The 22,475-nt window shown below is 63.6% G+C and carries 16 protein-coding genes; 4 read left to right on the top strand and 12 right to left on the bottom strand.

The genetic code is table 11. The annotated features are described in order from the left end of the window. The first annotated feature begins 269 nt into the window (after nucleotides 1-269). Complete coding sequence (rng, locus tag EV686_RS10895) at nucleotides 270-1,733, top strand: ribonuclease G (RefSeq protein ID WP_132476890.1); 1,464 nt, start codon at nucleotides 270-272, stop codon at nucleotides 1,731-1,733. Between the two features lie 57 nt (nucleotides 1,734-1,790). On the opposite strand, the gene EV686_RS10890 is transcribed toward rng, so the two are convergent. Both EV686_RS10890 and msbA read right to left on the bottom strand, forming a co-directional pair. Beyond that, complete coding sequence (locus EV686_RS10890) at nucleotides 1,791-2,186, bottom strand: hypothetical protein (protein ID WP_132476888.1); 396 nt, start codon at nucleotides 2,184-2,186, stop codon at nucleotides 1,791-1,793. Between the two features lie 93 nt (nucleotides 2,187-2,279). Then, the gene (msbA, locus tag EV686_RS10885) at nucleotides 2,280-4,064 is read right to left on the bottom strand and encodes a lipid A export permease/ATP-binding protein MsbA (RefSeq protein ID WP_243650850.1); all 1,785 of its coding nucleotides are present in this window, start codon (nucleotides 4,062-4,064) and stop codon (nucleotides 2,280-2,282) included. A 143-nt stretch (nucleotides 4,065-4,207) separates the two neighbouring features. On the opposite strand from msbA, the gene EV686_RS10880 reads away from it, so the two are divergent. After that, nucleotides 4,208-5,188: a glycosyltransferase family 9 protein gene (locus tag EV686_RS10880; RefSeq protein WP_132476886.1), complete on the top strand. Its 981-nt coding sequence runs from the start codon at nucleotides 4,208-4,210 to the stop codon at nucleotides 5,186-5,188. Nucleotides 5,189-5,195: 7 nt separating this feature from the next. Beyond that, nucleotides 5,196-5,966 carry a YdcF family protein gene (locus tag EV686_RS10875; protein ID WP_132476884.1) on the top strand — a complete coding sequence of 257 codons (771 nt, stop codon included), beginning with the start codon at nucleotides 5,196-5,198 and terminating at the stop codon, nucleotides 5,964-5,966. Between the two features lie 36 nt (nucleotides 5,967-6,002). On the opposite strand, the gene EV686_RS10870 is transcribed toward EV686_RS10875, so the two are convergent. From EV686_RS10870 to EV686_RS10830, 9 genes are all read right to left on the bottom strand, one after another. Then, nucleotides 6,003-7,184: a glycosyltransferase family 4 protein gene (locus tag EV686_RS10870; RefSeq protein ID WP_132476881.1), complete on the bottom strand. Its 1,182-nt coding sequence runs from the start codon at nucleotides 7,182-7,184 to the stop codon at nucleotides 6,003-6,005. Then, on the bottom strand, nucleotides 7,184-7,894 hold the full coding sequence (locus tag EV686_RS10865; protein ID WP_132476968.1) for a polysaccharide deacetylase family protein: 711 nt from the start codon (nucleotides 7,892-7,894) through the stop codon (nucleotides 7,184-7,186). Before EV686_RS10865 ends, EV686_RS10870 begins: the two co-directional genes overlap by 1 nt. Nucleotides 7,895-7,922: 28 nt before the next feature. Next, a complete protein-coding gene (locus tag EV686_RS10860) occupies nucleotides 7,923-9,188 on the bottom strand; it encodes an O-antigen ligase family protein (RefSeq protein WP_132476879.1) in 1,266 nt (421 codons plus the stop codon). Between the two features lie 80 nt (nucleotides 9,189-9,268). Beyond that, the gene (locus EV686_RS10855; protein WP_243650849.1) at nucleotides 9,269-10,117 is read right to left on the bottom strand and encodes a polysaccharide deacetylase family protein; all 849 of its coding nucleotides are present in this window, start codon (nucleotides 10,115-10,117) and stop codon (nucleotides 9,269-9,271) included. Beyond that, the gene (locus EV686_RS10850; RefSeq protein ID WP_243650848.1) at nucleotides 10,114-11,223 is read right to left on the bottom strand and encodes a glycosyltransferase family 4 protein; all 1,110 of its coding nucleotides are present in this window, start codon (nucleotides 11,221-11,223) and stop codon (nucleotides 10,114-10,116) included. Before EV686_RS10850 ends, EV686_RS10855 begins: the two co-directional genes overlap by 4 nt. After that, entirely contained in the window at nucleotides 11,220-14,711 is a 3,492-nt protein-coding gene (gene dnaE, locus EV686_RS10845; protein WP_132476877.1) for a DNA polymerase III subunit alpha, read from the bottom strand. The genes EV686_RS10850 and dnaE overlap by 4 nt, the downstream gene beginning before the upstream one ends. A 126-nt stretch (nucleotides 14,712-14,837) precedes the next feature. Continuing rightward, nucleotides 14,838-15,545: an SDR family NAD(P)-dependent oxidoreductase gene (locus tag EV686_RS10840; protein ID WP_132476875.1), complete on the bottom strand. Its 708-nt coding sequence runs from the start codon at nucleotides 15,543-15,545 to the stop codon at nucleotides 14,838-14,840. Next, the gene (locus EV686_RS10835) at nucleotides 15,535-16,506 is read right to left on the bottom strand and encodes a Bug family tripartite tricarboxylate transporter substrate binding protein (RefSeq protein ID WP_132476873.1); all 972 of its coding nucleotides are present in this window, start codon (nucleotides 16,504-16,506) and stop codon (nucleotides 15,535-15,537) included. The genes EV686_RS10840 and EV686_RS10835 overlap by 11 nt, the downstream gene beginning before the upstream one ends. A 56-nt stretch (nucleotides 16,507-16,562) precedes the next feature. Next, complete coding sequence (locus EV686_RS10830) at nucleotides 16,563-17,501, bottom strand: dihydrodipicolinate synthase family protein (RefSeq protein ID WP_132476871.1); 939 nt, start codon at nucleotides 17,499-17,501, stop codon at nucleotides 16,563-16,565. Between the two features lie 141 nt (nucleotides 17,502-17,642). Between EV686_RS10830 and EV686_RS10825 the strand changes: the two genes are divergently transcribed. Then, entirely contained in the window at nucleotides 17,643-18,629 is a 987-nt protein-coding gene (locus EV686_RS10825) for a LysR family transcriptional regulator (protein ID WP_132476869.1), read from the top strand. Here the strand turns inward: EV686_RS10825 and hrpA are convergent. Continuing rightward, the gene (gene hrpA / locus EV686_RS10820; protein ID WP_243650847.1) at nucleotides 18,589-22,383 is read right to left on the bottom strand and encodes an ATP-dependent RNA helicase HrpA; all 3,795 of its coding nucleotides are present in this window, start codon (nucleotides 22,381-22,383) and stop codon (nucleotides 18,589-18,591) included. The genes EV686_RS10825 and hrpA overlap by 41 nt on opposite strands. Nucleotides 22,384-22,475 lie beyond the last annotated feature (92 nt).

Here is a 22,475-nt window from a genome sequence, read left to right as displayed (position 1 = left end):
ATCGGCGCTACCTTCCCAAAATCTTGTTTCGCACCTCGATTTTATGCGGGCTTAAAGGTATGCGCCGATTCCTTTTGGTGAAATTTCCGGGCTAGCCCGGGAGCCCATCGCCTCCCTCCCGGCGGGTAAAAAAGCAGAAGCACCCGAACATAAGGACATTCTCAGGGACCTGACAAGAACACTCCAGCTCATATATTTCCTGACCGTCCGCCCCCCCTTTCCTGCTATCCTCTGAATCATTACTCTCAGCATCACCGGACACGCATTCAATGACCGAAGACATACTCATCAATGTCACGCCCTTCGAAACACGGGTAGCCATCGTCGCGCAAGGCGTCGTACAGGAACTGCACGTCGAGCGCAGCATACAGAAGGGCTACGTCGGAAACATCTACCAGGGAAAAGTCGTCCGCGTCCTGCCCGGCATGCAAAGCGCCTTCATCGACATCGGCCTTGAACGGGCCGCCTTCATCCACGTCGCCGATCTACGCCAGAACCGCAGCGAGCGCACATCCGGCAGCCCCACCACGCCCATCGAAAAACTGATCTTCGAAGGCCAGCCGCTCATGGTCCAGGTCATCAAGGATCCGCTTGGCACGAAAGGCGCGCGCCTCTCCACACAGATCAGCATCGCCGGCCGCATGCTCGTCTACCTCCCTTACGACCCGCATATCGGCGTATCCCAGAAAATCGACTCCGAAGACGAACGCCTTTCGCTGAAGCAGCGCGTCCAGGCCCTGATGACCGAGGGCGAAAACGGCGGCTTCATCGTGCGCACCCAGGCCGAAGGCGCATCCGACGAAGACCTGCAAGCCGATCAGACATATCTGCGCACGCTCTGGACACAGATACAGGCGCGCCTGAAGACACAGCCCGCGCCGTCGCTGCTGTACTCCGACCTCACCCTGCCGCAGCGCGTATTGCGCGACATGGCGCATCCGGGCACCAACAGCATCGTGGTCGACTCGCGCATCACCGTCTCCGACATGGAGAAATGGGCCGCCACCTATACCCCCGCCCTGCTGGACCGCATCCGGCACTACAGCGGCGAGCGCCCCCTCTTCGACACTGCGCAGGTGGACGATGAAATAGCGCGCGCCCTGTCCCGGCGCGTGGACCTGAAATCGGGCGGCTACCTGATCATCGACCAGACGGAAGCACTGACGACGGTCGACGTGAATACGGGCGGCTTCGTCGGCGGCCGCAATTTCGACGACACCATCTTCAAGACGAACCTCGAAGCCGCGATCGCCATCGCCCGCCAGTTGAGACTGCGCAACCTGGGCGGCATCATCGTGCTGGACTTCATCGACATGGACAACGAAGAGCATCGCCAGGCGGTGCTGGCCGAGCTGACCAAGGCGCTGAGCAAGGACAGAACCCGCACCACCATCAGCGGCTTCAGCCAGTTGGGACTGGTAGAGATGACGCGCAAGCGTACGCGCGACTCGCTGGCGCACCAACTGTGCGAACCCTGCCCGACATGCCAGTCGCGCGGCAACGTCAAGACGGCGCGCACGCTCTGCTACGAGATCCTGCGGGAAATACTGCGGGAAGCCAGGCAGTTCAATCCCAAGGAGTTCCGGATCCTGGCCTCGCAGCCCATCGTAGATCTGTTCCTGGAAGAAGAAAGCGCTCACCTGGCCATGCTGGGCGACTTTATCGGCAAGCGCATCTCGCTGGAAGTCGAGAAGCATTACATGCAGGAACAGTACGACATCGTCCTGCTCTGATCACGAACCGAAGCGCCGGGGCCGGAGCAGCTTCGCGCTTCGGCCCCGGCGCCTGTTTTACTCGCAAACCTCGGGCGACAGAATCATGTTCTTGACGCGCTGGATCTCGGACTCCTGCACGCCAAGGTGGGCGTAAGCCTGTACCCTGAGGCTCTCACTCTGCAGCCTTGCTATTTCAAGCAGGACGGTATTCGACAGGCCCGGCGAAGACTCCGGCGCATACCAGACATGGGCGATATTGGGCTGCTCCGGATCGATCGAGAACTGGGGCGCGCTGCCGCATTTCGCTTCGTGGGCGAACAGGGCCTGCTGCACCTGCGGCAGCGTCATGGGCCACTTCTGTTCGCTGCGCAGGTACTGCTCGTCGTAGAGCTTCACCCATGGCTGATCGGCGAACGGCGTAGCGCAGGACGCAAGCAGCGCCGCCACAGTCAGGATCAAAGGTAGTCTCATGATGCATCATCCTCTATAAAAAACGTACGGCATCTTTGGCATGCCGGTCCGCATCGCGGCATCCCTCCCCAAGGCAAGGCATGCCGCCTGCCGTCATGCCCCCGCGTCGTCCCGGCGGAACTGCAGATGGTACAGCGAGGCATAGGTGCCGCCCTGGGCCAGCAATTCTTCGTGCCTGCCCTGCTCGATGATGCGGCCCTGGTCCAGCACCACGATACGATCAGCATTCTGCACCGTGGACAGGCGGTGGGCAATCACCAGCGTCGTGCGGCCCTTCATCAGTCGCTCCAGCGAAGCCTGCACCTGGCGCTCCGACTCATTGTCCAGCGCGGAAGTCGCTTCGTCCAGTATGAGAATAGGCGCGTTCTTGATGAGCGCCCGCGCAATGGCGAGGCGCTGGCGCTGCCCGCCGGACAGATTGCCCGCATTCTCGCCCACCGGCGTATCCAATCCGCCGGGCAGCGAATCGACGAATCCCCGCAAATCGGCCGCTTCCAGCGCATCGAATATCTGCTGCTCGCTGACATCGCCCAGCGCGCCGTAGGCCACGTTCTCGCGTATCGTGCCCTCGAACAGGACCACGTCCTGGCTGACCAGCGACAATTGCGAGCGCAGCGAGCGCAGCGAAATATCGTGGATATCCAGGCCGTCCACCTCGACGACGCCGCTGTCCGGCTCGATGAAGCGCGGCAGGATATTGACCAGCGTGGTCTTGCCGCTGCCGGAACGCCCCACCAACGCCACGGTCTGGCCCGGTTCGACGCAAAGATTGATATCGTGCAGCGTATCGGACTGGGCGCCCGGGAAACGATGGGTGACTCCCGAAAACTCCACGCGCCCCTTGGACGGCGCCTCGAACTGCCGCTTGCCCGTATCCTGCTCCGGCTCCTGGTCGATCAGCGCGAACACGCTTTCCGCGGCCACCAGCATGCGCTGCATTCTTCCCGAAATATTCGTCAGCCGCTTGATCGGATCGAAAATCTGCGCCAGAGCGGCCATGAATGCGGCAAAGCCGCCGACTGTGAGCACGGCTTCGTTTGCCTGGTAGAGCGCCACGGCGATCACCGCGGCGACCGAGCAGGCGACCGCCACCTGCGTCAAGGGGGTCATGGCGGCATCGGCCGTGGCCGCCCGCATGGCGAACCTTCGCAGCCTGCCATTCACATGCCGGAATCGCTCGGACTCACGCTCGTAACCGTCGAACAGCTTGACCACGCGCTGACCGTTGATGCCTTCCTTGACCACGCGCGTCAGCTCGGCATTCATCGTGATGGTATCGCGGTTGATCTTGCGCAGCCGCCGGATGAAATAACGGGCGATCAGCGTGGACAGGGGCAGCATCACCAGGACGATCAGCGTGAGCTGCCAGGACATGTAGAGCAGCACCGCGAGCAGCGCCACCACGACCAGCGTTTCGCGCACCAGCACGCTGACGACTTCAGTCGCCATGTCGGTGACGGTAGTGGCATCGATCGTGAAGCGATTCAGCAGGCGCCCGGTGTCCCCCCGCTTGAACTCCTCGTCGGGGAGCCCCAGCAGGCGCTCGAACATTTCCTTGCGTATGCCTAGCAGCGTATTGTTCGCCACCCAGGCCAGCAGGTATGAACTGAAGAAATTGCTGACGCCGCGCAGAGTGATCAGACCGATGACCGCCAGCGGAATCTGCCAGATATAGTCCGGCTTCGCTCCGGAAAAACCGTCATCCAGCAAGGGCTTCATGATGATGGCAAGCGTGGGCTGCGTGGCTGCGGCCACGCTCACCAGCAGCATGGCCAGGACGATGGCCTTCCAGTAGACGCCGACGCGGCTGTAGATGCGTTTCCACATCTCGGCGCTGACAGGTTCGGACGATGGCTCTTGCCTTGTGGCAGAATTCAAGACTTTGCTCGCTTATATATACTTACGGACGGTGCATTTTAGCCTCCCGAGCCGGACCAAGGGAGCATCGGTCGTCAATCAAAGCGCGAAGGCCGGCCTGCGCCGGCGCCGCTTCTTACATTTCCACACGCCTTCCATCATTTATGCCTGCCATTTCCGCCATCTACGTCCGATTGCCAAACTGGATAGGAGACGTCTGCATGAGCCTGCCCTGCCTGGATGCGCTGCTGGACACGGGTGTTCCCGTCGTCGTCTGCGCACGGCCGTGGGCGCGTACGCTGCTGCAAGGCTATCCCCTGGCGGACTTCGTGGACATGGACAAGAACTGGAAGCAGAACCTGTCCGCCGTACGCGCACATCGCAAGACGCAGGCCTGGCCCAACCCCGCCGGGCTGCTGCTGCCGGACTCCCTGTCCAGCGCCCTGAGCTTTCGCATGGCGGGCCTGCCATGCGCGGGCCACCGCGACGACGGCCGCAGCCTGCTGCTGCGCTGGCCCATCCGCAAACCCGAGCGGCCCCGGCACGCCGTGGAATCCTGGTACGCACTGACGCGCCAGGCAATCGCGCAATGGAATCTGCGCCTGCCAGCCGAAGAGCCGCCGGCCAGCCTGGGCCTGCGCCTGACCGAAGCGCAGGCAGCCACGGCGCGCCATGCCCTGGCGCAAGCCGGCCTGGCCGAGAATCGCTTCGTGCTGATCGCCCCGACGGCCACGGGGCTGCATCGCGGCCGGGTCAAGGTCTGGTCGGGTTTCGAAGCCCTGACCCGCAGGCTCGTGTCCGAAGGACACGCCGTGGTCATGTCCCCTCCGCCGGGAGAAACCGGCATAGCCAGGGAAAACGCGCCTTCGGCGCAATTGCTGCCTCCGCTGGACCTGGGCGCATTTGCTACACTGACCCGGCTTGCCGCCCTGGTGATATGCAACGACTCTGGCGTATCGCACCTGGCGGCTGCCGCAGAAGCAAAGCAACTGACACTGTTCGGCGTTACCAGCCCGGGCCGTACCGGCCCATGGTCGCCCCATGCAAGCTGCCTCGGCGCTGAGAACCACTGGCCCTCGGTGGACGAAGTGTGCAAGGCGGCCGCAGGCCTGCTGGAACCCGTTCGAACCACTGAAGGACATTGAACCCTGCATGCATGCCGTATCCAGCTTTCTTGCCCAGTTGGTCGTTCCGCTGAACCTGAGCATCGCCCTGCTCGTCATGGCCGTCGCGCTATTCTTGCTGCGCCAGCGCAAAACGGCGCTGACGACGGCCATCCTCGGGATCGCCTGGTCTGTGTTCTGGAGCCTCCCGGCAGCATCGCTCTGGATCGGAGGCGGCCTGGAGCAGCGGTATCCCTATCGGTCTCCGGAGCAGCTTCCCCCGGCGCAGGCCATCGTCGTGCTGGGCGGCAACACCGCCAACAACCGCGATAACTGGTTCGAGCCATACGACAGCCTGACCGCGCGCTCGCGCGTCGATGCCGCAGCCGCCCTTTACCATGCCGACAAGGCGCCAGTGGTCATCGTGTCCGGCGCCGCGCTGGAAGGCAATGTCAGCGAAGCCAGAATCATGTCCTCCGCCCTGCGCCAGCACCAGGTTCCGGAACAGGCGATCCTGCTGGAAGACAGCAGCGACACCACCAGGGAAAACGGCTTCTATACCGTGCAACTGCTGAGGGAACACGAGCTGTCGCACGTACTGCTGGTGACGTCCGCCCTGCACATGCCGCGCGCCATGGCCGTATTCCGCCGCCTGGGCGTCAATGCCACTCCGGCTCCGGTGCACCCGCAGATCGTGCGCCCCCGGCGTCCGGACTACTCGATCTGGATGCCCGATCTGCGCGCGCTGAACGCCAGCCGCTCCATCATCAAGGAATATGCCGGCTTGCTGGTGTACTGGATGCGCGGCTGGACGGCCTGACCGGAACCCCGGTGTCCGCGGCAGGTTCCCGAAGCCTCAGGAAGCGCCGCCCCGTTCCGCAAGAATCTGTCCATACAACGCCTCATAGGCCTGCGCGACCTGCGGCCACCCATGGCTGGCCGCCAGAGCCCGTCCTTCCTTCGCCAGGCGTTCGCGCAGGCCGGAATCCCGCATCAATCGCTCCACGCAGCCAGCCAGCGCCTCGCTGTCCTCCGGATGAGGCATCAGCAAGGCATTCCGCCCATGCGCGACATACTCGGCAAAACCGCACCAGGGCGCGGGACTCAGGACTACCGGCACGCCGTATGACATGGCTTCCAGCGGCACCATGCCGAAGCTGTCGTTTTTGGTCGGATGCAGGCAGATATCGGCCGCCGCATAGTAGCCGCTGACATCGGATGTCGGCGCTTGCAGCAGGATCCTGCCGGCCAATCCCGCAAACGCCGGCAAGGCCCGGATCTGCCTGCGCATTGCATCGGAGCATCCGACCACCACCAGCCGTACCGGCTCCGGCAGCCGCTCCATGGCATTCAGGACAGCGGGCAGCCCCTTGCGCATGGGGTCCAGCGCCACCATGAGGCAAAGTGTCTGTTCCGGCTGCATGCCAAGGCGTTCGCGTACTGCATTCCGGACCGAAGCGTCCGGAATCGGAGGCAGCGCCACTCCAGGCATGATGACAGGGCAGTTCCGCTGGTGCGGGTAGGCCTGGCCCATCTGCCCGGCGATCACGCCGGATACCGCAACCACACGATGCGCGTTGCGCTTGCGCACCCGCAATTCCTCCAGGCCCAGATAGGTCTGCACGCGCAGGCTGACCCTGGACATGAGCCGCTTCATCGGGGGCAGGCTGCGCACACGCCAGTTGTAGCGGACCGGCGTCACATGGATCACCTCGACATCGCCGCACCAGCCATTCATGTGGGAATGCACGATATCGAACCTGCCTTTCGTGCGGTATCTGGCTCGCACGGCGAACCACAGCACCCGCAGCCACCCCGGAAACCAGGACGGCGCAGACAGCCGGACCCAGGGCAGCTGCAAGCCGCACTCGGGGTCGTAGTCCCTGGCGAATATCGTTACGTCGTACTGGTCGGCCAGTTCGCGCGCGAGTTCGACACCATAGGCCTCCGCGCCGCCATAGCGGTTTCCGAAACGATCCAGTACCAAGGCCAGGCTGCGCCTGGCCTTCCGAGGTACCTCGGAGCCGGAAATGCCCATTATCCCCTGCCCCCCTTGCGCTCCTCGAGCCGTGTCAGGCATTTCTGCAGGAAACGCACGATATGAGTGGAACGCGCGACGGTCACGCGCGGCAGTCCGAAGACATCGTCCGTGGGTTTCGCCAGGCCTCTGGCCGTCGTCGTGGCATTCGCATAACCCGCCTCCCGCGCCAACTGCCGCAAGCGCATGGATTCGTCCCCGTATGGATAGCAGAATGCGCTTACCTCGCGGTCCACGATGGATTCCAGCACCGCCTTGGACTGGCGCATCTGGTGCAGCGCCTGTTCGTCGCCCAGCAAAGGCAGGTGGGGGTGATCCAGCGTATGGGAGCCTACCTCCTGCCCTGCCGCGGCCCACTTGCGGATCTGGTCTGCCGTCATCAACGGCGACGGCGGCACGCCGATCCCATGATCCCAGACATTGCTGCCTCCCAGCTGGTCCGCGACGAAATAATTGGTCGAGGTGAAACCCAGCCTGTTCAGGATGGGCGCGGCATGTTCCAGCACATTGCAATAGCCGTCGTCGAAGGTGATGCCGACGACCTTGCCGCGCTTTTCGCCGGAAAGGTACGGCATCAGGTCGGCCATGGAGACGCCTTTGTAGCCAAGCCTGGAGAGCCAGGTCATCTGCCGCTGGAAATCCTTGACCGCGACCGTCAGGCCGCGAAATGGCGTTCCTTTCGGCGCAGGCACGCCGACCTGGTGATACATGAGTATCGGGATCATGGTGCCCATGCGCCTATTTCCCCTGTGCAGTTTCAACGTCCGCCCGCCCGCTTCGAGGCAGCAGCGACCAGAATATCACCATGGAGAAGAAGAAAACCATCACGCCGCTATTGTGGCTGAGAAAGGTCTGCGACAGGCCATAATCCATGTACGACACGCAGAGGATGGACACGGCGACCGCATAGGGCTTGGCTTCGGCATCCGGGCTCCGGACCAGGCGAGTGCCGATGCGCAAAGGAATCAGATACAGCAGCAACAGCGCGCACAGCCCGAGCAGCCCCCGCTTGGCGGCGACATCCACATACTCGCTGTGCAGATGATTGAATTTCCCGACGACGGGCTGCACCCGGCCCTCGGCGATCATGCGCTGCCTGGCTTCCGCCAGCCCCTTGTCTCCCAGGCCGAGCAGCGGACTTTCCTGAAAGGCCAGCCAGCCGAAGCGCCACATTTCCAGCCTGGCCCCCACCGAAGTCGTTGCGACGTCGTTTTCCACATAGCGGGTGACATCGGAAACCGCCTCCTGCACCCGCGATTGCACACCCGTCGCCGGCCAGTAGTACAGCAAGGCGATTCCGGCCGCCGTTGCCAGGACGAATGCCATGATGGCCTTGCGGGGAAAGTGATCCTTGTACGCGTGGACGATCACCATCAGGACGAACGGGATGCCGATCCACCCTCCTCTGGATCCGGAGAACAGCGAGCCTCCCAGGCCGCAGAAAAACGCCAGCAGCATCAGGATGCTCCAGGGCAGCGAACGCTTCAGCACCCAGGCCCACCCCAGGCCCGCCAGGCTCAGCATGCCCAGCAGCATGGAGATGTTGCCGAACTGGATCATATGCGTATAGCCCTGCGCCCTGTCGACATGCAGCTCCAGCTTCTGCCATCCGGCCCATGCGCCGACCAGGATGGCGCCGGCGGCGATTCCCCCCCAAAGATATTCCCTGCGCGGCGGATGCTTCAACAGCCACAGCAATGCCGCGGCCGCGCACAGAATGCGTATCGGCTTGTCGAACTTGCTGAGCGTGGGCTCGTCGAGCAGGATCCCGGCCACCCAGACCAGGAAAAAGGCCAGGAACAACGCCAGCAGCGCCTTGTCATGGCGCAGCAGTATCGGCCACTCCCTGGGACGGCACAGCATGGCCAGCCCTCCCAGGAACAGCAAGGCCGCGCCCAGCGAGTAGCCAGAGCGCACGACCAGGGATATCGCAAAGAACAGGAAGACGGCGGCAGAGGTATAGCGCTGCGCCCACACTGGATCACGCAAGAAATGGATTGGCATGTATGCTGGTTTTCCAGGCCCGAGGCCGTTGAATCTAGTGTACTAATAATATAGATCTGTCCGCTGCGTAGCGCCTTGCGTCAAGCTTTCTTTCGCAAGGAGCGCTTCCATAGCTTCCAGCGGTTGTACACGGGGCCGATGACGGGATGGGCGGCAATGCGGATCCGTCGCCCGATCGTGTTTCCCGGCTTGTTGCGCACGGCAAAGCGATAAATGCGCCCGGCATCGCTGCCGGGAAGGTTGCGGCCGAAGGCGTGCGTAGTATACAGATAGCGAAAACCGCTCTGCCTTGCGATTTCTACATAATCATCGTCGTAATATCCCTGGGGCCAGCAAAAATGCTCCGACACGCCGCCAAGGCGTTCCGACAGAGTGTCGCGCGAATCCCGCAATTCCTGGCGCATGCGCGCATTCTTTCCGCCTGGCTCCTTCAGATCCCAGCGGGTATGCGTGTGCGTATGGCTGTGTATCTCGAATACCCCATCGCCTCGCATGCGTTCTATTTCGCTCCAGCGCAGCATGACCTCGTCCGCCCTGCCCGCCGCAATGATCCGTTCGCATTCATGGTGGTCCGGCGTCGGCGGCAAGGGCTGGCCCTGTCCCTCGTGCGGACGCGCCTCGCCGTCGCCTATCCACGAAGTCACCACGAACAGCATCGCGGAGAATCCATACTTTTTCAGCAAGGGATAGGCATAGACCCAGTTGTCCAGGTATCCGTCGTCGAAGGTGATGAGCACGGATTTCCCGGGCGCGGCCTGACCGTTCAGGTGGGCGGCGAATTCATCCGATGACAAGGACCTGTAACCATGCCTCTTCAGCCAGCGCAGGTTGTCCTCGAAATTGGCGGGCGAGCTTGTGATCATCCCCGGCGACGGAGAGACATGGTGATACATCAGCACCGGCACTGTTGTGTTTTTTCCCTGTGTCATCGGCGCAGCTCCTCGAGCCATTTCCGGTAAGCCTGTTCCACGCGCATGCCCATGCCCGCCGGCGTGAACCGCTGCTCTTCGAGATAAAGACGCCTGCCCTCATCGCCCATTTTCCTGCGCAGCGCAGGATCGCTGACCAGCGTATCCAGCGCGCGCGTCAGCGCGCCCATATCCCCCGGAGGCACCAGGAATCCGCTGACCGTATCCGTGAACATCTCGGGAACGCCGTCAACGGCGTTCCCGACAACGGGCAGCGCTGCCGCCGACGCTTCGACGAATACCGTACCCGATGCTTCCTGCTCGGTCGCCAGCGCAAAGATATCGAAACCCGCAAGCAAGTTCGGCACATCGGGGCGGGTACCCAGCAAATGGACCCGGTGCTGCAACCGCAGCCGTGTCACCTCGTCCTGCAATTGTTCGAAAATGGGAGATCCGCCGCCCACGAACACCAGGTGCAGCAGAGGATGCTTGCCGAACAAAGGCTGCATGGCCTGCAGCAGGAAGCGCTGCCCCTTTTTCGGACGCATCGCCCCGACGCAGCCGACTACGACGGCGTCATCGCCAAGACCAAGCTCCGGGCGCAGCGAAGATTCGGCCACGAGTTCCGGCGCATCCACGACAGGATAGACAACCGCCACATGTCCGGCAGGCACGCCGCGATCGAGCAGCATCTTGCGCACGGCTTCGCTGGGCGTGATGACGCGCTTGGGCAGGACGTTGTAGCTCAGCAATGATTTGGGCGGTTTGGCGAGGTGGCGCGTGCGCACGATGACCGGCGTGCCCGCCAGGCGGCCGGCCATGGCCGCGATCATCGTGTCCCTGCGACTGTGGCTGTTCACCACGTCGAACTTGCCCGCGCGCAGTATCTTGCGAATGCGCGAGACGCAAGACAGATAGTTCAGGGGTCCGTCCGTCGGCATGACGTGCACGCCAAAGCCCGCCTGCCGCAGCTTTTCCGCCAGCACGGCGTGCGGCTGGCATACGGCTTCGACCATGTGCCCCCGGTCGCGCAGGATATGCATCATCCGATGGATGTATTGCTCCTGCCCGCCGAAATCCGTCGCGGCTTCCGTCTGCAGGATGCGCAATGGGGCGTTCATGCTCATGTGTAAAGCACCTCGATCGACTCCGGCCCGGCCCAGGCTTCCAGCTGCTCCAGCATGTCGTCGGCCATGCGCACGCGCCAGTCTTCGCCCAGGCGCAGCGCGCATTCGAAACTGCCGCGCTCCAGCCGGACCTCGACCGGAACGCCGGGGATGCCGTTCTCCGGCTCCGCCCTGAACGGATTCAGCAACTGCCTCAGCCTGGCGTCATCCGCCTTGCCGTTGAGCGTCACGCGCAACGCCCTGGCCCGCGCCTCGCGGGCGAGCTGCAGATCGAATACCGCGTCCGCCGAAATGCGCAGGCCGCCGGAATAATCGTCGTTGCTGACCTTGCCCTGCATGATGACCAGCGCGTCCTCCCTCAGGCGGTGGCGATGCTGTTCGTACAGCTCGTTGAACACGGCGACTTCCACCTGCGCCGAGCCGTCGTCCAGCAAGGCGTACAGCATTTTCCCACGCCGCGTCATGCGGGGTCGCACAGCCGCCAGCACACCCGCGAACCATTGCTGGCCGCGCGAAGGCGTCAGCCTGGCCAGAGGCGTCGGAGCGAAGCGGCGCACTTCGTCGCGCCAGGCATCGAACAGGTGGCCGCTGAAGTAAAAGCCCAGGGCCGCCTTTTCCTCCATGAGGCGCACACGCAGGTCCCAAGGCGCCACCTTGGCCAGCTCGCCCTCGACGATGGCGTCGGCATCGTCGGCGAACAGGGAGACCTGGTTGGCGCTGCGCGCCGCCTGCTCCGCAGCTTCCATTGCGCTGCCCACCGTCGCCAGCAGCGCGGCGCGGTTGGGTTCGATGGTATCGAAGGCGCCGGCGCGGATCAGCGCCTCGATCGTGCGGCGGTTGACCGAATGCTTGTCCACACGGCGGCAGAAATCGAACAGGCTGGTGAAGGGACCGCCCTCTTCGCGCGCCTTCAGGATTTCCTCGACCGCGCCCTGGCCGGTTCCCTTGACCGCGCCCAGGCCGTAGCGCATGGTGCGCGGCGGCTTGCCCTGCGCCGTATGGGCATCCATCACGGGCTCGAAACGATAGGCCGACGCATTGACATCGGGCGGCAGCACCTCGACGCCATTGGCCAGCGCATCCTTCCAGAACGTCTGCACCTTGTCGGTATCGTCCATATCCGACAACAGGGTCGCTGCCAGGAATTCCGCCGGATGATGCGCCTTGAGCCAGGCCGTCTGGTAGGCGATCAGCGCGTAGGCGGCCGAGTGACTCTTGTTGAAGCCGTAGCCTGCGAATTTTTCCATCAGGTCGAACAGCCTGACGGCCAGGTCGCCATCGTAGCCTTTCTCGACCGCACCCTTTTCAAAAAGCTCGCGGTGCTTGGCCATTTCTTCGGGCTTCTTCTTGCCCATGGCGCGGCGCAGCAGGTCGGCGCCGCCGAGACTGTATCCCCCGATGATCTGGGAGATCAGCATCACCTGTTCCTGATAGACGATGACGCCGTAGGTGCTCTTGAGCACAGGCTCCAGATCGGGATGGAAATAATCGACTTCGGCGCGGCCATGCTTGCGGTTGACAAAGTCCACCACCATGCCCGACTCCAGCGGGCCCGGGCGATACAGCGCCAGCATGGCGATGATGTCTTCGAAGGTGTTGGGACGCAGGCCCTTGAGCAGTTCCTTCATGCCGCGCGATTCCAGCTGGAACACGGCGGTCGTGTTGCCTTCGCACAGGATGCGATAGGCCTGGGGATCGTCCAGGGACAGCGACATGATGTCGAAGTCGCGCCGGCTTTCGTTGTACTGCCGCACATAGCGCACGGCCCAGTCCAGGATGGTCAGGTTGCGCAGGCCCAGGAAGTCGAACTTGACCAGGCCGGCGGCCTCGACGTCGTCCTTGTCGTACTGCGACACCACGCCGGCATCCGCGCCCGACTGCCGATAGAGCGGGCAGAAATCCGTGAGCTTGCCGGGAGCGATCAGCACCCCGCCGGCGTGCATGCCGATATTGCGCGTCAACCCTTCGAGCGGGCGCGCGAGGTCGACCAGCGCCTTGACTTCTTCGTCCTGGTCGTAGCGCTCCTTGAAAGCGGGCTCGTGTTCCAGAGTCCGCTCCAGCGACCAGGGATCGGCCGGATTGAACGGGATCATCTTCGACAGCGTGTCGCAAAGGCTGTAGGGCATCCCCAGCACGCGCCCCACGTCCCGCACCACGGCCTTGGCGCCCAGCGTACCGAATGTGGCGATCTGGCTGACGGCCTCCTTGCCGTACTTTTGCTTGACGTAATCGATGACGCGTTCGCGGTTGTCCTGGCAGAAGTCGATATCGAAGTCGGGCATGGACACCCGCTCCGGGTTCAGGAAGCGCTCGAACAGCAAGTCATAGCGCAGCGGATCGAGGTCGGTGATGCCCAGCGCATAGGCCACCAGCGAGCCCGCGCCCGAGCCGCGGCCCGGTCCCACCGGGACGCCGTTGGCCTTGCCCCAGTTGATGAAGTCCGCCACGATCAGGAAGTATCCGGGGAAGCCCATATTGATGATGGTCTTGCATTCCCACTCCAGCCTTTCGCGGTAGGTCGGATACTGCTTCTCGCGCTCCTGCTCGTCGGGATACAGCTGCGCCATGCGCGTTGCCAGCCCTTCGTGGGCCAGTTGCACCAGGTAGTCGTCCAGCGTCACGCCGTCGGGCGTGGGAAATATCGGCAGGCAGGGCTTGCCCAGCGTCAGCGTCAGATTGCAGCGCTTGGCGATCTCCACCGTATTGGCGATGGCGGAGGGCACGTCGGCGAAACGCCGGGCCATCTCCTCGGAACTGAGCAGGTATTGCTGTTCGGTGAAGCGGCGCACCCGGCGCGCATTGCCCAGTTGCTCGCCATCGGCGATGCAGACGCGCACTTCGTGCGCGCGGAAATCAGACGCCTCCAGGAACTGGACCGGATGCGTGGCCACGACAGGCAGGCCGGCCTTGGCCGCCACGCGCAGCGCAGCCTGCACATAGGCCTCGTCGCCGTCCATGCCGGCCCGCTGCAGCTCGATATAGAACCTGCCGGGAAACTTCCGGCCCCATACCTGCGCCAGCGCAACCGCCTCGTCCATTCGGCCGGCCTCCAGCGCGTGGCCGATATCGCCCGCGCGCCCTCCCGACAGCAGAATCAGCCCTTCGGTATCCGACAGCCACTCGCGCCTCAGCTCCGCCCGGCCGCGTGTCTGGTTTTCCAGCCATGCCTGGCTGAGCAGCTCGCACAGCGCCAGATAGCCCTTGTGGCTGCAGGCCAGCAGCAAGGCGCGGAACGGCTTGTCCGGATCCGCATCGTTCGCGATCCAGACATCGCTGCCCGCGATCGGCTTGATCCCCTTGCCGCGCGCCTGCTTGTAGAACTTGATGAAGCCGAACAGGTTGCCGAGGTCCGTCAGCGCCATTGCAGGCTGCTTGAACTGGACGGCTCGCTTGACGAGATCGGGAATGCGCGCGATGCCATCCACCACCGAAAACTCGGAGTGGATGCGCAGGTGGACAAAAGCGGGGGTGGCGGTCGGTTCGGTCATCCCGGAATTGTAAGCCAGTCCCGGCATGACAACCCGGAAGCACATATGAAATATTTTTACAAGAATACCGTGCGCCAAGCCCGCGCCAGCACATCTCCGGCCCGAACGAAAACAAGCCCTTGTTCCTCAATAGCTCAGCGAGGATCCGCCGCAAATCGCGATATTCTGGCCGGTCACGGCTCCAGCCCCCGGCCCCAGAAGATAGGAAACCAGCCCGGCCACTTCGTCAGGTTCGATCAGCCGGCCGATCGGCGGCAGACGGGGCTGGCTTGCTGCGCGTCCGGGACCGGACAGCATGGCGGTTGCGGTCGCTCCCGGAGAGACGACGTTGACCGTGACCCCGCTCGACACCACCTCGGCCGCCCAGCTGCGTGCCAGGGCGACCAGCGCCGCCTTGCTTGCCGCATACTGGCCCCGCAAAGGCAGTCCGCCGGCCACACGGCTGCCCAGGAATACCACCCGTCCCGACCCGCGCTCCACCATCTGCGGCACGATGGCATTTGCCAGCAGGCTGGCCGCATGCACATGCAGCTTCCACATCAGCAATCCGTCCTCCGCGCACATGTCTCCAAGCCCGCCTGTGCGCAGTATGCCCGCGGCATGCACCAGTGCGTCCGGCGTCCGTTCCAGGCGCTCCCGCACCTGCGCACATTGCTCGTCATCGGACAGATCCAGCCGGAGCGGGAAAAAGGCGGGATGCTCCACGGCCGGATCCGCCCTGTCCACGCCGGATACCCGCCAGCCTTCCGACAGGAGCCTGCGGCAAACGGCAAGACCGATGCCGCTGCTGCTGCCGGTGACGACGGCGTATCTGCCGGCTGCCTCATTCGGCACGGATATTTCCTTCCGTGATGATCTTTTTCATCCGGTCCATTTCCTGCTTCTGGAATTGCCTGAATTCCTCGATGCTTCCCGGCGATGACAACAGGCCTTGTTCCTTCAGCGCCGGCCCCATCACTTCGAGCGCCTTGCCCACCTCGCCGTTCAGCCTGGCCGCAATGTCATCCGGCAGGCTCTTCGGCCCCCACAACCCATACCAGCTATAAAAGGCGTATCCGGGTATCGTCTCCCCCACCGTGGCAACGTCGGGCAGATTGCCGGCACGTTCCTCCGACGTCACGGCCACGACTTTCAGCATGCCGCTCTGATGGTACGACAGCGAACCCAGGATGGGATCGATGAACCCATCGATCCTTCCGCCGATCAGGTCCTGCAATGCGGGAGCGGTTCCCCGATAGGGAACGATCATGAAATCCAGGTTTCCCGAGCGACGCAGCAGCTCCGTGGCAAGGTGGCCCGCGGAACCGATGGAGCCGACCGCAAAGGTCATCTTCCCTGGATTGGCCTTGGCATACGCCACAAGAGATTTCACATCGCTGATCGGAAGATCCTTGTTGATGGAGACGGACATGGGCGCCTTGGCCACCGACGCCACAGGAGTGAAATCCCTGTCCGTGTCGTAGAGCACGGATTTCATGGTCATGGGAGCGCTGATGAACGTGGACGCATTGAACAGCAGCGTATAGCCATCGGCTTCCGATCTCGCAACGGCGGCCGCGCCGATCGTACCGTTGCCTCCAGGCCTGTTTTCCACGACGAACGATTGTCCCATCTGCTCGCCCAACTGCTGCGCCAGCATGCGTCCGACCACATCCAGAGTGCCGCCAGGCGGAAATGGAATGATCATGCGCACGGACTTGGAAGGATACGTGTCCGCCATCGCAGGCGCGGCGGCGCCACATGCCGCCACTGCGCATAACACTGTCTTGATCAGATGCCGTTTTTTCGTTTGCATATCGCTTGTCTCCCTTGTTCTTGAATCGCCTCGCAGCCAATCGCCGGATGCGAGCCTTATCTCCGCAACAACCCAGCCTGCTTCACCGCGGCGCGCAGCGCCTGCATTTCATGCTCGTCCGGAGCCAATGTCGGCGGGCGGACCGTCGCATCGTCGATGACTCCCGCGAGATACATGCCTCCCTTCATCCTGGCATGCGCCTCTCCCGTCGGCTCTCCCCCGCCGTACACAGCATCCTTCAACGGCGTGATCACTGCCTGGATGTCCATCGCCATCTTCAGGTCGCCCGCCTTCACCGCCTCCCAGAGATCGATGATGAGCTGGGGGATGAATGTCGCAAACCCCACCAGTGCGCCATCCACGCCCTGCACCATGGAAGCCAGCAGATATTCGTCGTGGCACGTCAGGACAGCCTTGCCCGCATCGGCCTCGCGGATCGCCTGGATGTCTCTTGCATATTTGTTCATGTCCCGCTGTCCCACCTTGAACGCCTGGACGTAAGGCAGTCTGGCGAGTTCGGCCAGCAGCGTGCAGGAGTATGACGCCCGCGTCCATGCGGGATAGACGTGGCAGACAAGATCCAGCTCGGGAGCCGCCTGGTGGATCGCGTCGAAATACTGAAGCGCATGCTCCGGGGTAAAGCCGAATCGCAGCCAGTGATGCGGCGGCATGACGTCCAGGGCGGCCGCCCCCGCCTTCCTGGCTGCACCCGCATGCGCAGCAGCCTCGGCCAGGCCCTCGCACACGATGGAAGAGATGACTGGCAAGCGCCCTTTCAGCTCATCCGCAACGATACGCGTCACCTCCGCGCGCTCGGCCGGCGTCAAGGCGAATACCTCTCCCGTATGTCCGTTGGTCATCACCGCCACCACGCCGTCGTGGCCGGCAAGCCATGATGCCAGCTTGCGCAGCGCGGGCTCGTCGATTCTGTGATCCGGGGTGAACGGGCAGGCAATGGCCGGGATGATACCGCGATAGTTCCCGATGGAAGGCATTACTGGTTCTCCTGTATTTATTGCTGTACTGTGATGGCGCTATGATGTCGCCGCACAACCGCGGCAGTCCAATACTGGAAATGCATACATCTATTCGCGATGTGAACCCCGGAATCCGTCGCTACCCGAAACAGGCCTCACATGGGACCAGAAAACCGCCCGCTCGACCTGGAATGGCTGGAAGACTTTCTCGCCCTGGCCGAACACGGAAACTTTTCACGCGCCGCGCAGGCACGCGCCATCGCTCAGCCCGCATTCAGCCGCCATATCCGTTCTTTGGAGGAATGGGTCGGTGTCGAACTGTTCGACCGCACGGCTCATCCCGCCGCGCTGACGATGGCCGGAGAACGCTTTCACCCTCTGGTCAAAGCCCTGCTGGCCGACCTGCAGGCGGCGCGCATCAAGACCCGGGCAGTGCATGACCTGGCCGCCATCAGCCTGCGGATTGCGGCAACCAATGCCCTGTCTCTGACGGTTTTTCCCCGCTGGCTTTCAGGCATGGAATCCCAATTGCGCCTGGGACCGGTACAGACCATGTCGGACAGCCTGCAGGCCTGCGAAGACCTGATGCTCCAGCGCCGGGTGCAATTTGTGCTATGCCACGGCCACGCCAACGCGCCCGGCAGGCTGGACGAGTTTCACTACCCGGTGCTGACATTGGGACGGGATGTACTGGTTCCAGTATCCATCCCCGCTTCCGAGGCATCGTCCAAACCGCTCTACCGGCTTTCCGCCGACATGGAAGCGCCGATCCTGATGTACGGCGAGGAGTCGGGCCTGGGACGCATCCTGCGCACGTGCCTGCGCGACCAGCTGCGGCTTCGCACTACGGCCACGGCAAGCGCGGGCTTTACCGCAGTCTTCACGGCGCACTACGCCGTCATGCTCAAGACAATGGCACTGGAAGGCCGGGGTATCGCATGGCTGCCCGAGTCACTCATCGCCGATGAGCTTGCATCAGGAAAACTGCTGCGTGCCGGCGACGCCGGCTGGCAGGTTTCCATAGAGATCCGTCTTTATCGCCAGCACGCCGAAATGACGCCAGTGGCCGAATCCTTATGGCAACTCAGCCGACAAAGCGCAGCCGCTAGCGCTGCATCGCATCCCAGGCCTTCTGCAGCCGTTTGACCGAAACCGGCATGGGCGTGCGCAGCTCCTGCGCATACAGCGATACGCGCAGCTCTTCCATCATCCAGCGGAATCCCTCCAGGCCGGCATCGGGCACGCCCTTGCGCGCCGACAGGGCGCGCTGGTACTGCGCCTGCAGCGGACCGAACTCCGCCATCAGCTTCGCATCCCTCCCGGGATCGGTGCGCAGGCGGTCGATGCGTCCCTGCACCGCCTTCAGGTAGCGCGGGAAGTGCTTGAGCTGCGCATACGGCGTATCACGCACGAACCACTTGCCCATCAGTCCGGTCAACTGACGCTGGATGTCGGCGTAATTGTCGGCATGCGGCCTGGCTTGCGGCAGCTTTTTCTGCACCGCCTGCCACTCCGTCAGGATCTGCATGGCCAGGCGGGCGATTTCCTGCGCAAGCAGGCCCAGCCTGGACTTTCCTTCCGCGCAGCGGCTCTCGAAACCCGCCTGGTCCGACGGCCATGGCTCCTGCATGCAGGCCTGCTCCAGCGCCGCATCGACGATCTGGTCGCGCAGTTCCTCCTGCGTGCCCAGGCTCATGTAGAGCATGCCCATCCTGGTCAGGTCGGGCAGGTTTTTTTCCAGGAATTTCACCTGTTCGCGCAGCGCCAGACGGAAAAGCCGCCGCAAGCCGCCGCGATGATGACGCCGGGCCTGTTCGGGGTCGTCGTAGACGTCGACCTGGCAATGCGCTCCCGCATCCACTAGGGCGGGATAGCCGATGACCGTCCTGCCCTTGCGCTGGATCTCCATGATTTCCGGCAGCTCGCCGAATGTCCATCCCGTCAGCGATTCGTGCGCCAGCGCCTGCGCCACCTGGGCGTCCTTGCCCGCCAACTGCTGGAACGACGCCTGTGCCTGGCGGCCATGCTCGGCCTTGAGCTGGTCGAGATTGCGCCCGCCCGACAGCATGCGCCCATGCTCGTCGATCACCTTGAAGTTCATGAACAGGTGGGCCGGAAGCGTTTCCAGCTTGAAATCCGTGCGCTCGGGGCGCACCTTGACCTGCTCCCACATATCCTTGGCGATGGCGTCCAGCAGGCCCATGCCGGGATCCGCGGCGCGCTCGAACCAGCGCTCGTAGAACCCCGCCGCGTAGTCCGGCAGCGGCACGCAATGGCGCCGCAGCTTCTGCGGCAGCGACTTCAGCAGCCACTGCACCTTCTCCTTCAGCATGCCGGGCACCAGCCATTCGCAGCGCACCGGATCGATCTGGTTCAGCGCGAACAACGGCACCGACAGGGTGACGCCGTCGCGCACCGAGCCGGGCTCGAAATGGTAGTCCAGCGCCATGTCCACGCCCTGCCATTGCAAGCGGCGGGGGAACACCTCGGTCGTGATGCCGTCGGCCTCATGGCGCATCAGCGCATCGCGCGTCAGCAGCAATGCCTTGGCCTGCGTCTTGTCCAGGCGCTGCAGCCAGGCCCGCAACGTCGCCGTCTGGTAGATATCCTGCGGGATCTTTTCGTCGTAGAAGGCATGGATCAGGCTGTCGTCCACCAGGATGTCGGGGCGGCGCGACTGGTGCTCGAGGCGCTCGATCGACAGCACCAGCTTGCGGTTGTGGTCCAGGAAAGGAAAGCTGCCTTCGATCTGGCCCTCCACCAGGGCCTGGCGGATGAACAGCTCGCGGGACATCGCGGGATCGATCGGCCCGTAGTGCACCCGCCTGCCGGTATAGACCGGAAGGCCGTACAGCGTGGCGCGTTCGTTCGCAACGACCTGGCCCGCCTTCTTTTCCCAGCGCGGATCCGACCAGGAGCGCTTCAGCAGATGCGCTCCGACGCGCTCCACCCATACCGGGTCGATCGTGGCCACGGTGCGGGCGTAGAGACGCGAGGTGTCCACAAGTTCCGCCGCCATGACCCAGCGTCCGGCCTTGCGCGCCAGCGTGGAACCGGGATGGATGTGGAACTTGATGTCCCGCGCCCCCTGATACTGGCTGCTCTCTTCGGTCTTCACCCCCACGTTGCCCAGCAGGCCGGCCAGCAGCGCGCTGTGGATCTGCTCGAACGTGGCCGGCGTGGCGTTGGGCTTCCAGCTGTGCTCCCTGGCCATGGACAGCAATTGCTCATGCACATCGCGCCACTCGCGAAAGCGCAGCGGCGATACGTAGGCCTTGCGCAACTGCTCGGCGAACTTGCGCTGCGACTCCCGTTCTTTATAGGCCTGCGTGCACCAGCGCCACAGATTGAGATAGGCGATGAACTCCGACTTGGGATCGCGGAAACGCGCCTGGGCGTTCTCGGCGGCATCGCGCTCGGCCAGCGGGCGTTCGCGCGGATCCTGCACCGACAGCGCCGACGCAATGACCAGCACCTCGTCCAGGCATTGCCCTTCGTGTGCGGCCAGGATCATGCGCGCCAGGCGCGGATCGACCGGCAGGCGCGCCAGCGTCTTGCCGACCGGGGTGAGCGTGTTGCCCTCGTCCAGCGCCCCCAGCTCCTGCAGCAGGTGATAGCCGTCGGCGACGGCGCGGCCCGACGGCGCGTCCACGAACGGAAACGATTCTATGTCGCGCAGCTTCAGCGCCTTCATGCGAAGAATGACGGACGCCAGCGACGAGCGCAGGATTTCCGGATCGGTGAAGGCGGGACGGTTCTTGAAGTCCGTCTCGTCGTAAAGGCGGATGCAGTATCCTGGGCCGATACGGCCGCAGCGCCCCGAGCGCTGGTTGGCCGATGCCTGGCTGACGGGCTCGATGCGCAGCTGCTCCACCTTGTTGCGCCACGAATAGCGCTTGACCCTGGCCAGGCCGCTGTCGATCACGAAGCGGATGCCCGGCACCGTCAGCGAAGTTTCGGCAACGTTGGTCGCCAGCACCACCCGCCGCGTATTGCCCTGGGGACGAAAGATGCTGTCCTGCTCCGCTTGCGAAAGGCGAGCGAACAACGGCAGTACCTGCAATCCGGCGGGCCGCTGCTTGCGGATGGCGTCCGCCGCTTCGCGGATCTCGCGTTCGCCGGGAAGAAACACCAGGATATCGCCGCCGCCATGGCGTATGCACTCGCCCACGCCGTCGACCACGGCGTCGATCAGGTCCCTTTCCTCGTCCGCCCGCTGCGCTTGCGCCGGCTGTCCGCCATTCTGCGTCTCCTGATCGCGCAGCACCGGCCGGTAGACGATCTCCACCGGCCAGGAGCGCCCCGATACCTCGATGACTGGCGCGGGCTTGCCTCGCACGGAGAAATGCTCGGCGAAGCGCTTGGCATCGATGGTGGCCGACGTGATGATCAGCTTCAGGTCCTTGCGCCGAGGCAGCAACTGGTGCAGGAATCCCAGCAGGAAGTCGATGTTCAGGCTGCGCTCGTGCGCTTCGTCGATGATGATGGTGTCGTAGCGGCGCAGCAGCGGGTCGCGCTGCGACTCCGCCAGCAGGATGCCGTCGGTCATGAGCTTGATGGCCGTGCGCTCGCCCGTCTTGTCGTTGAAGCGTATCTGGTAGCCCACCCAGTCGCCCAGTTCCGATTGCAGCTCTTCGGCGATCCGGCGCGCGACGGAAGTGGCCGCCAGCCGGCGCGGCTGGGTATGGCCGATCATTTTGCCGCTGCCGCGCCCCAGCTCCAGGCAGATCTTGGGCAGCTGCGTGGTCTTGCCGGACCCGGTTTCGCCCGACACAATGACGACCTGGTGGTCCCGGATGGCGGCCGCGATATCGGCGCGGCGCGCGCTGACCGGCAATTCTTCCGGATAGCGGATATCGGGCAGCGGCCTGGGCTCGGGCGCCTCTTGCTGCGTTGGCATGTGTTGCTTTACCGACAGTTTCACAGACTCTTGCATGAAAACTCTTCTTGACCTGACAGCCCTGATTATAATTTTGAGTTAGCCAATCCATA

Source organism: Paracandidimonas soli, assembly GCF_004342005.1.
Classification (GTDB): domain Bacteria; phylum Pseudomonadota; class Gammaproteobacteria; order Burkholderiales; family Burkholderiaceae_B; genus Paracandidimonas; species Paracandidimonas soli.
This window is presented reverse-complemented; position numbering and strand designations above follow the sequence as displayed.

What these genes read in the sequence shown, in the direction of transcription:
- EV686_RS10835 (WP_132476873.1), bottom strand. Translation starts at nt 16,506, where the DNA reads ATGCAAACGAAAAAACGGCATCTGATCAAGACAGTGTTATGCGCAGTG.
- EV686_RS10890 (WP_132476888.1), bottom strand. Translation starts at nt 2,186, where the DNA reads ATGAGACTACCTTTGATCCTGACTGTGGCGGCGCTGCTTGCGTCCTGC.
- rng (WP_132476890.1), top strand. Translation starts at nt 270, where the DNA reads ATGACCGAAGACATACTCATCAATGTCACGCCCTTCGAAACACGGGTA.
- dnaE (WP_132476877.1), bottom strand. Translation starts at nt 14,711, where the DNA reads ATGACCGAACCGACCGCCACCCCCGCTTTTGTCCACCTGCGCATCCAC.
- EV686_RS10850 (WP_243650848.1), bottom strand. Translation starts at nt 11,223, where the DNA reads ATGAGCATGAACGCCCCATTGCGCATCCTGCAGACGGAAGCCGCGACG.
- EV686_RS10825 (WP_132476869.1), top strand. Translation starts at nt 17,643, where the DNA reads ATGGGACCAGAAAACCGCCCGCTCGACCTGGAATGGCTGGAAGACTTT.
- EV686_RS10860 (WP_132476879.1), bottom strand. Translation starts at nt 9,188, where the DNA reads ATGCCAATCCATTTCTTGCGTGATCCAGTGTGGGCGCAGCGCTATACC.
- hrpA (WP_243650847.1), bottom strand. Translation starts at nt 22,383, where the DNA reads ATGCCAACGCAGCAAGAGGCGCCCGAGCCCAGGCCGCTGCCCGATATC.
- EV686_RS10830 (WP_132476871.1), bottom strand. Translation starts at nt 17,501, where the DNA reads ATGCCTTCCATCGGGAACTATCGCGGTATCATCCCGGCCATTGCCTGC.
- EV686_RS10880 (WP_132476886.1), top strand. Translation starts at nt 4,208, where the DNA reads ATGCCTGCCATTTCCGCCATCTACGTCCGATTGCCAAACTGGATAGGA.
- EV686_RS10865 (WP_132476968.1), bottom strand. Translation starts at nt 7,894, where the DNA reads ATGTATCACCAGGTCGGCGTGCCTGCGCCGAAAGGAACGCCATTTCGC.
- EV686_RS10855 (WP_243650849.1), bottom strand. Translation starts at nt 10,117, where the DNA reads ATGACACAGGGAAAAAACACAACAGTGCCGGTGCTGATGTATCACCAT.
- EV686_RS10875 (WP_132476884.1), top strand. Translation starts at nt 5,196, where the DNA reads ATGCATGCCGTATCCAGCTTTCTTGCCCAGTTGGTCGTTCCGCTGAAC.
- EV686_RS10870 (WP_132476881.1), bottom strand. Translation starts at nt 7,184, where the DNA reads ATGGGCATTTCCGGCTCCGAGGTACCTCGGAAGGCCAGGCGCAGCCTG.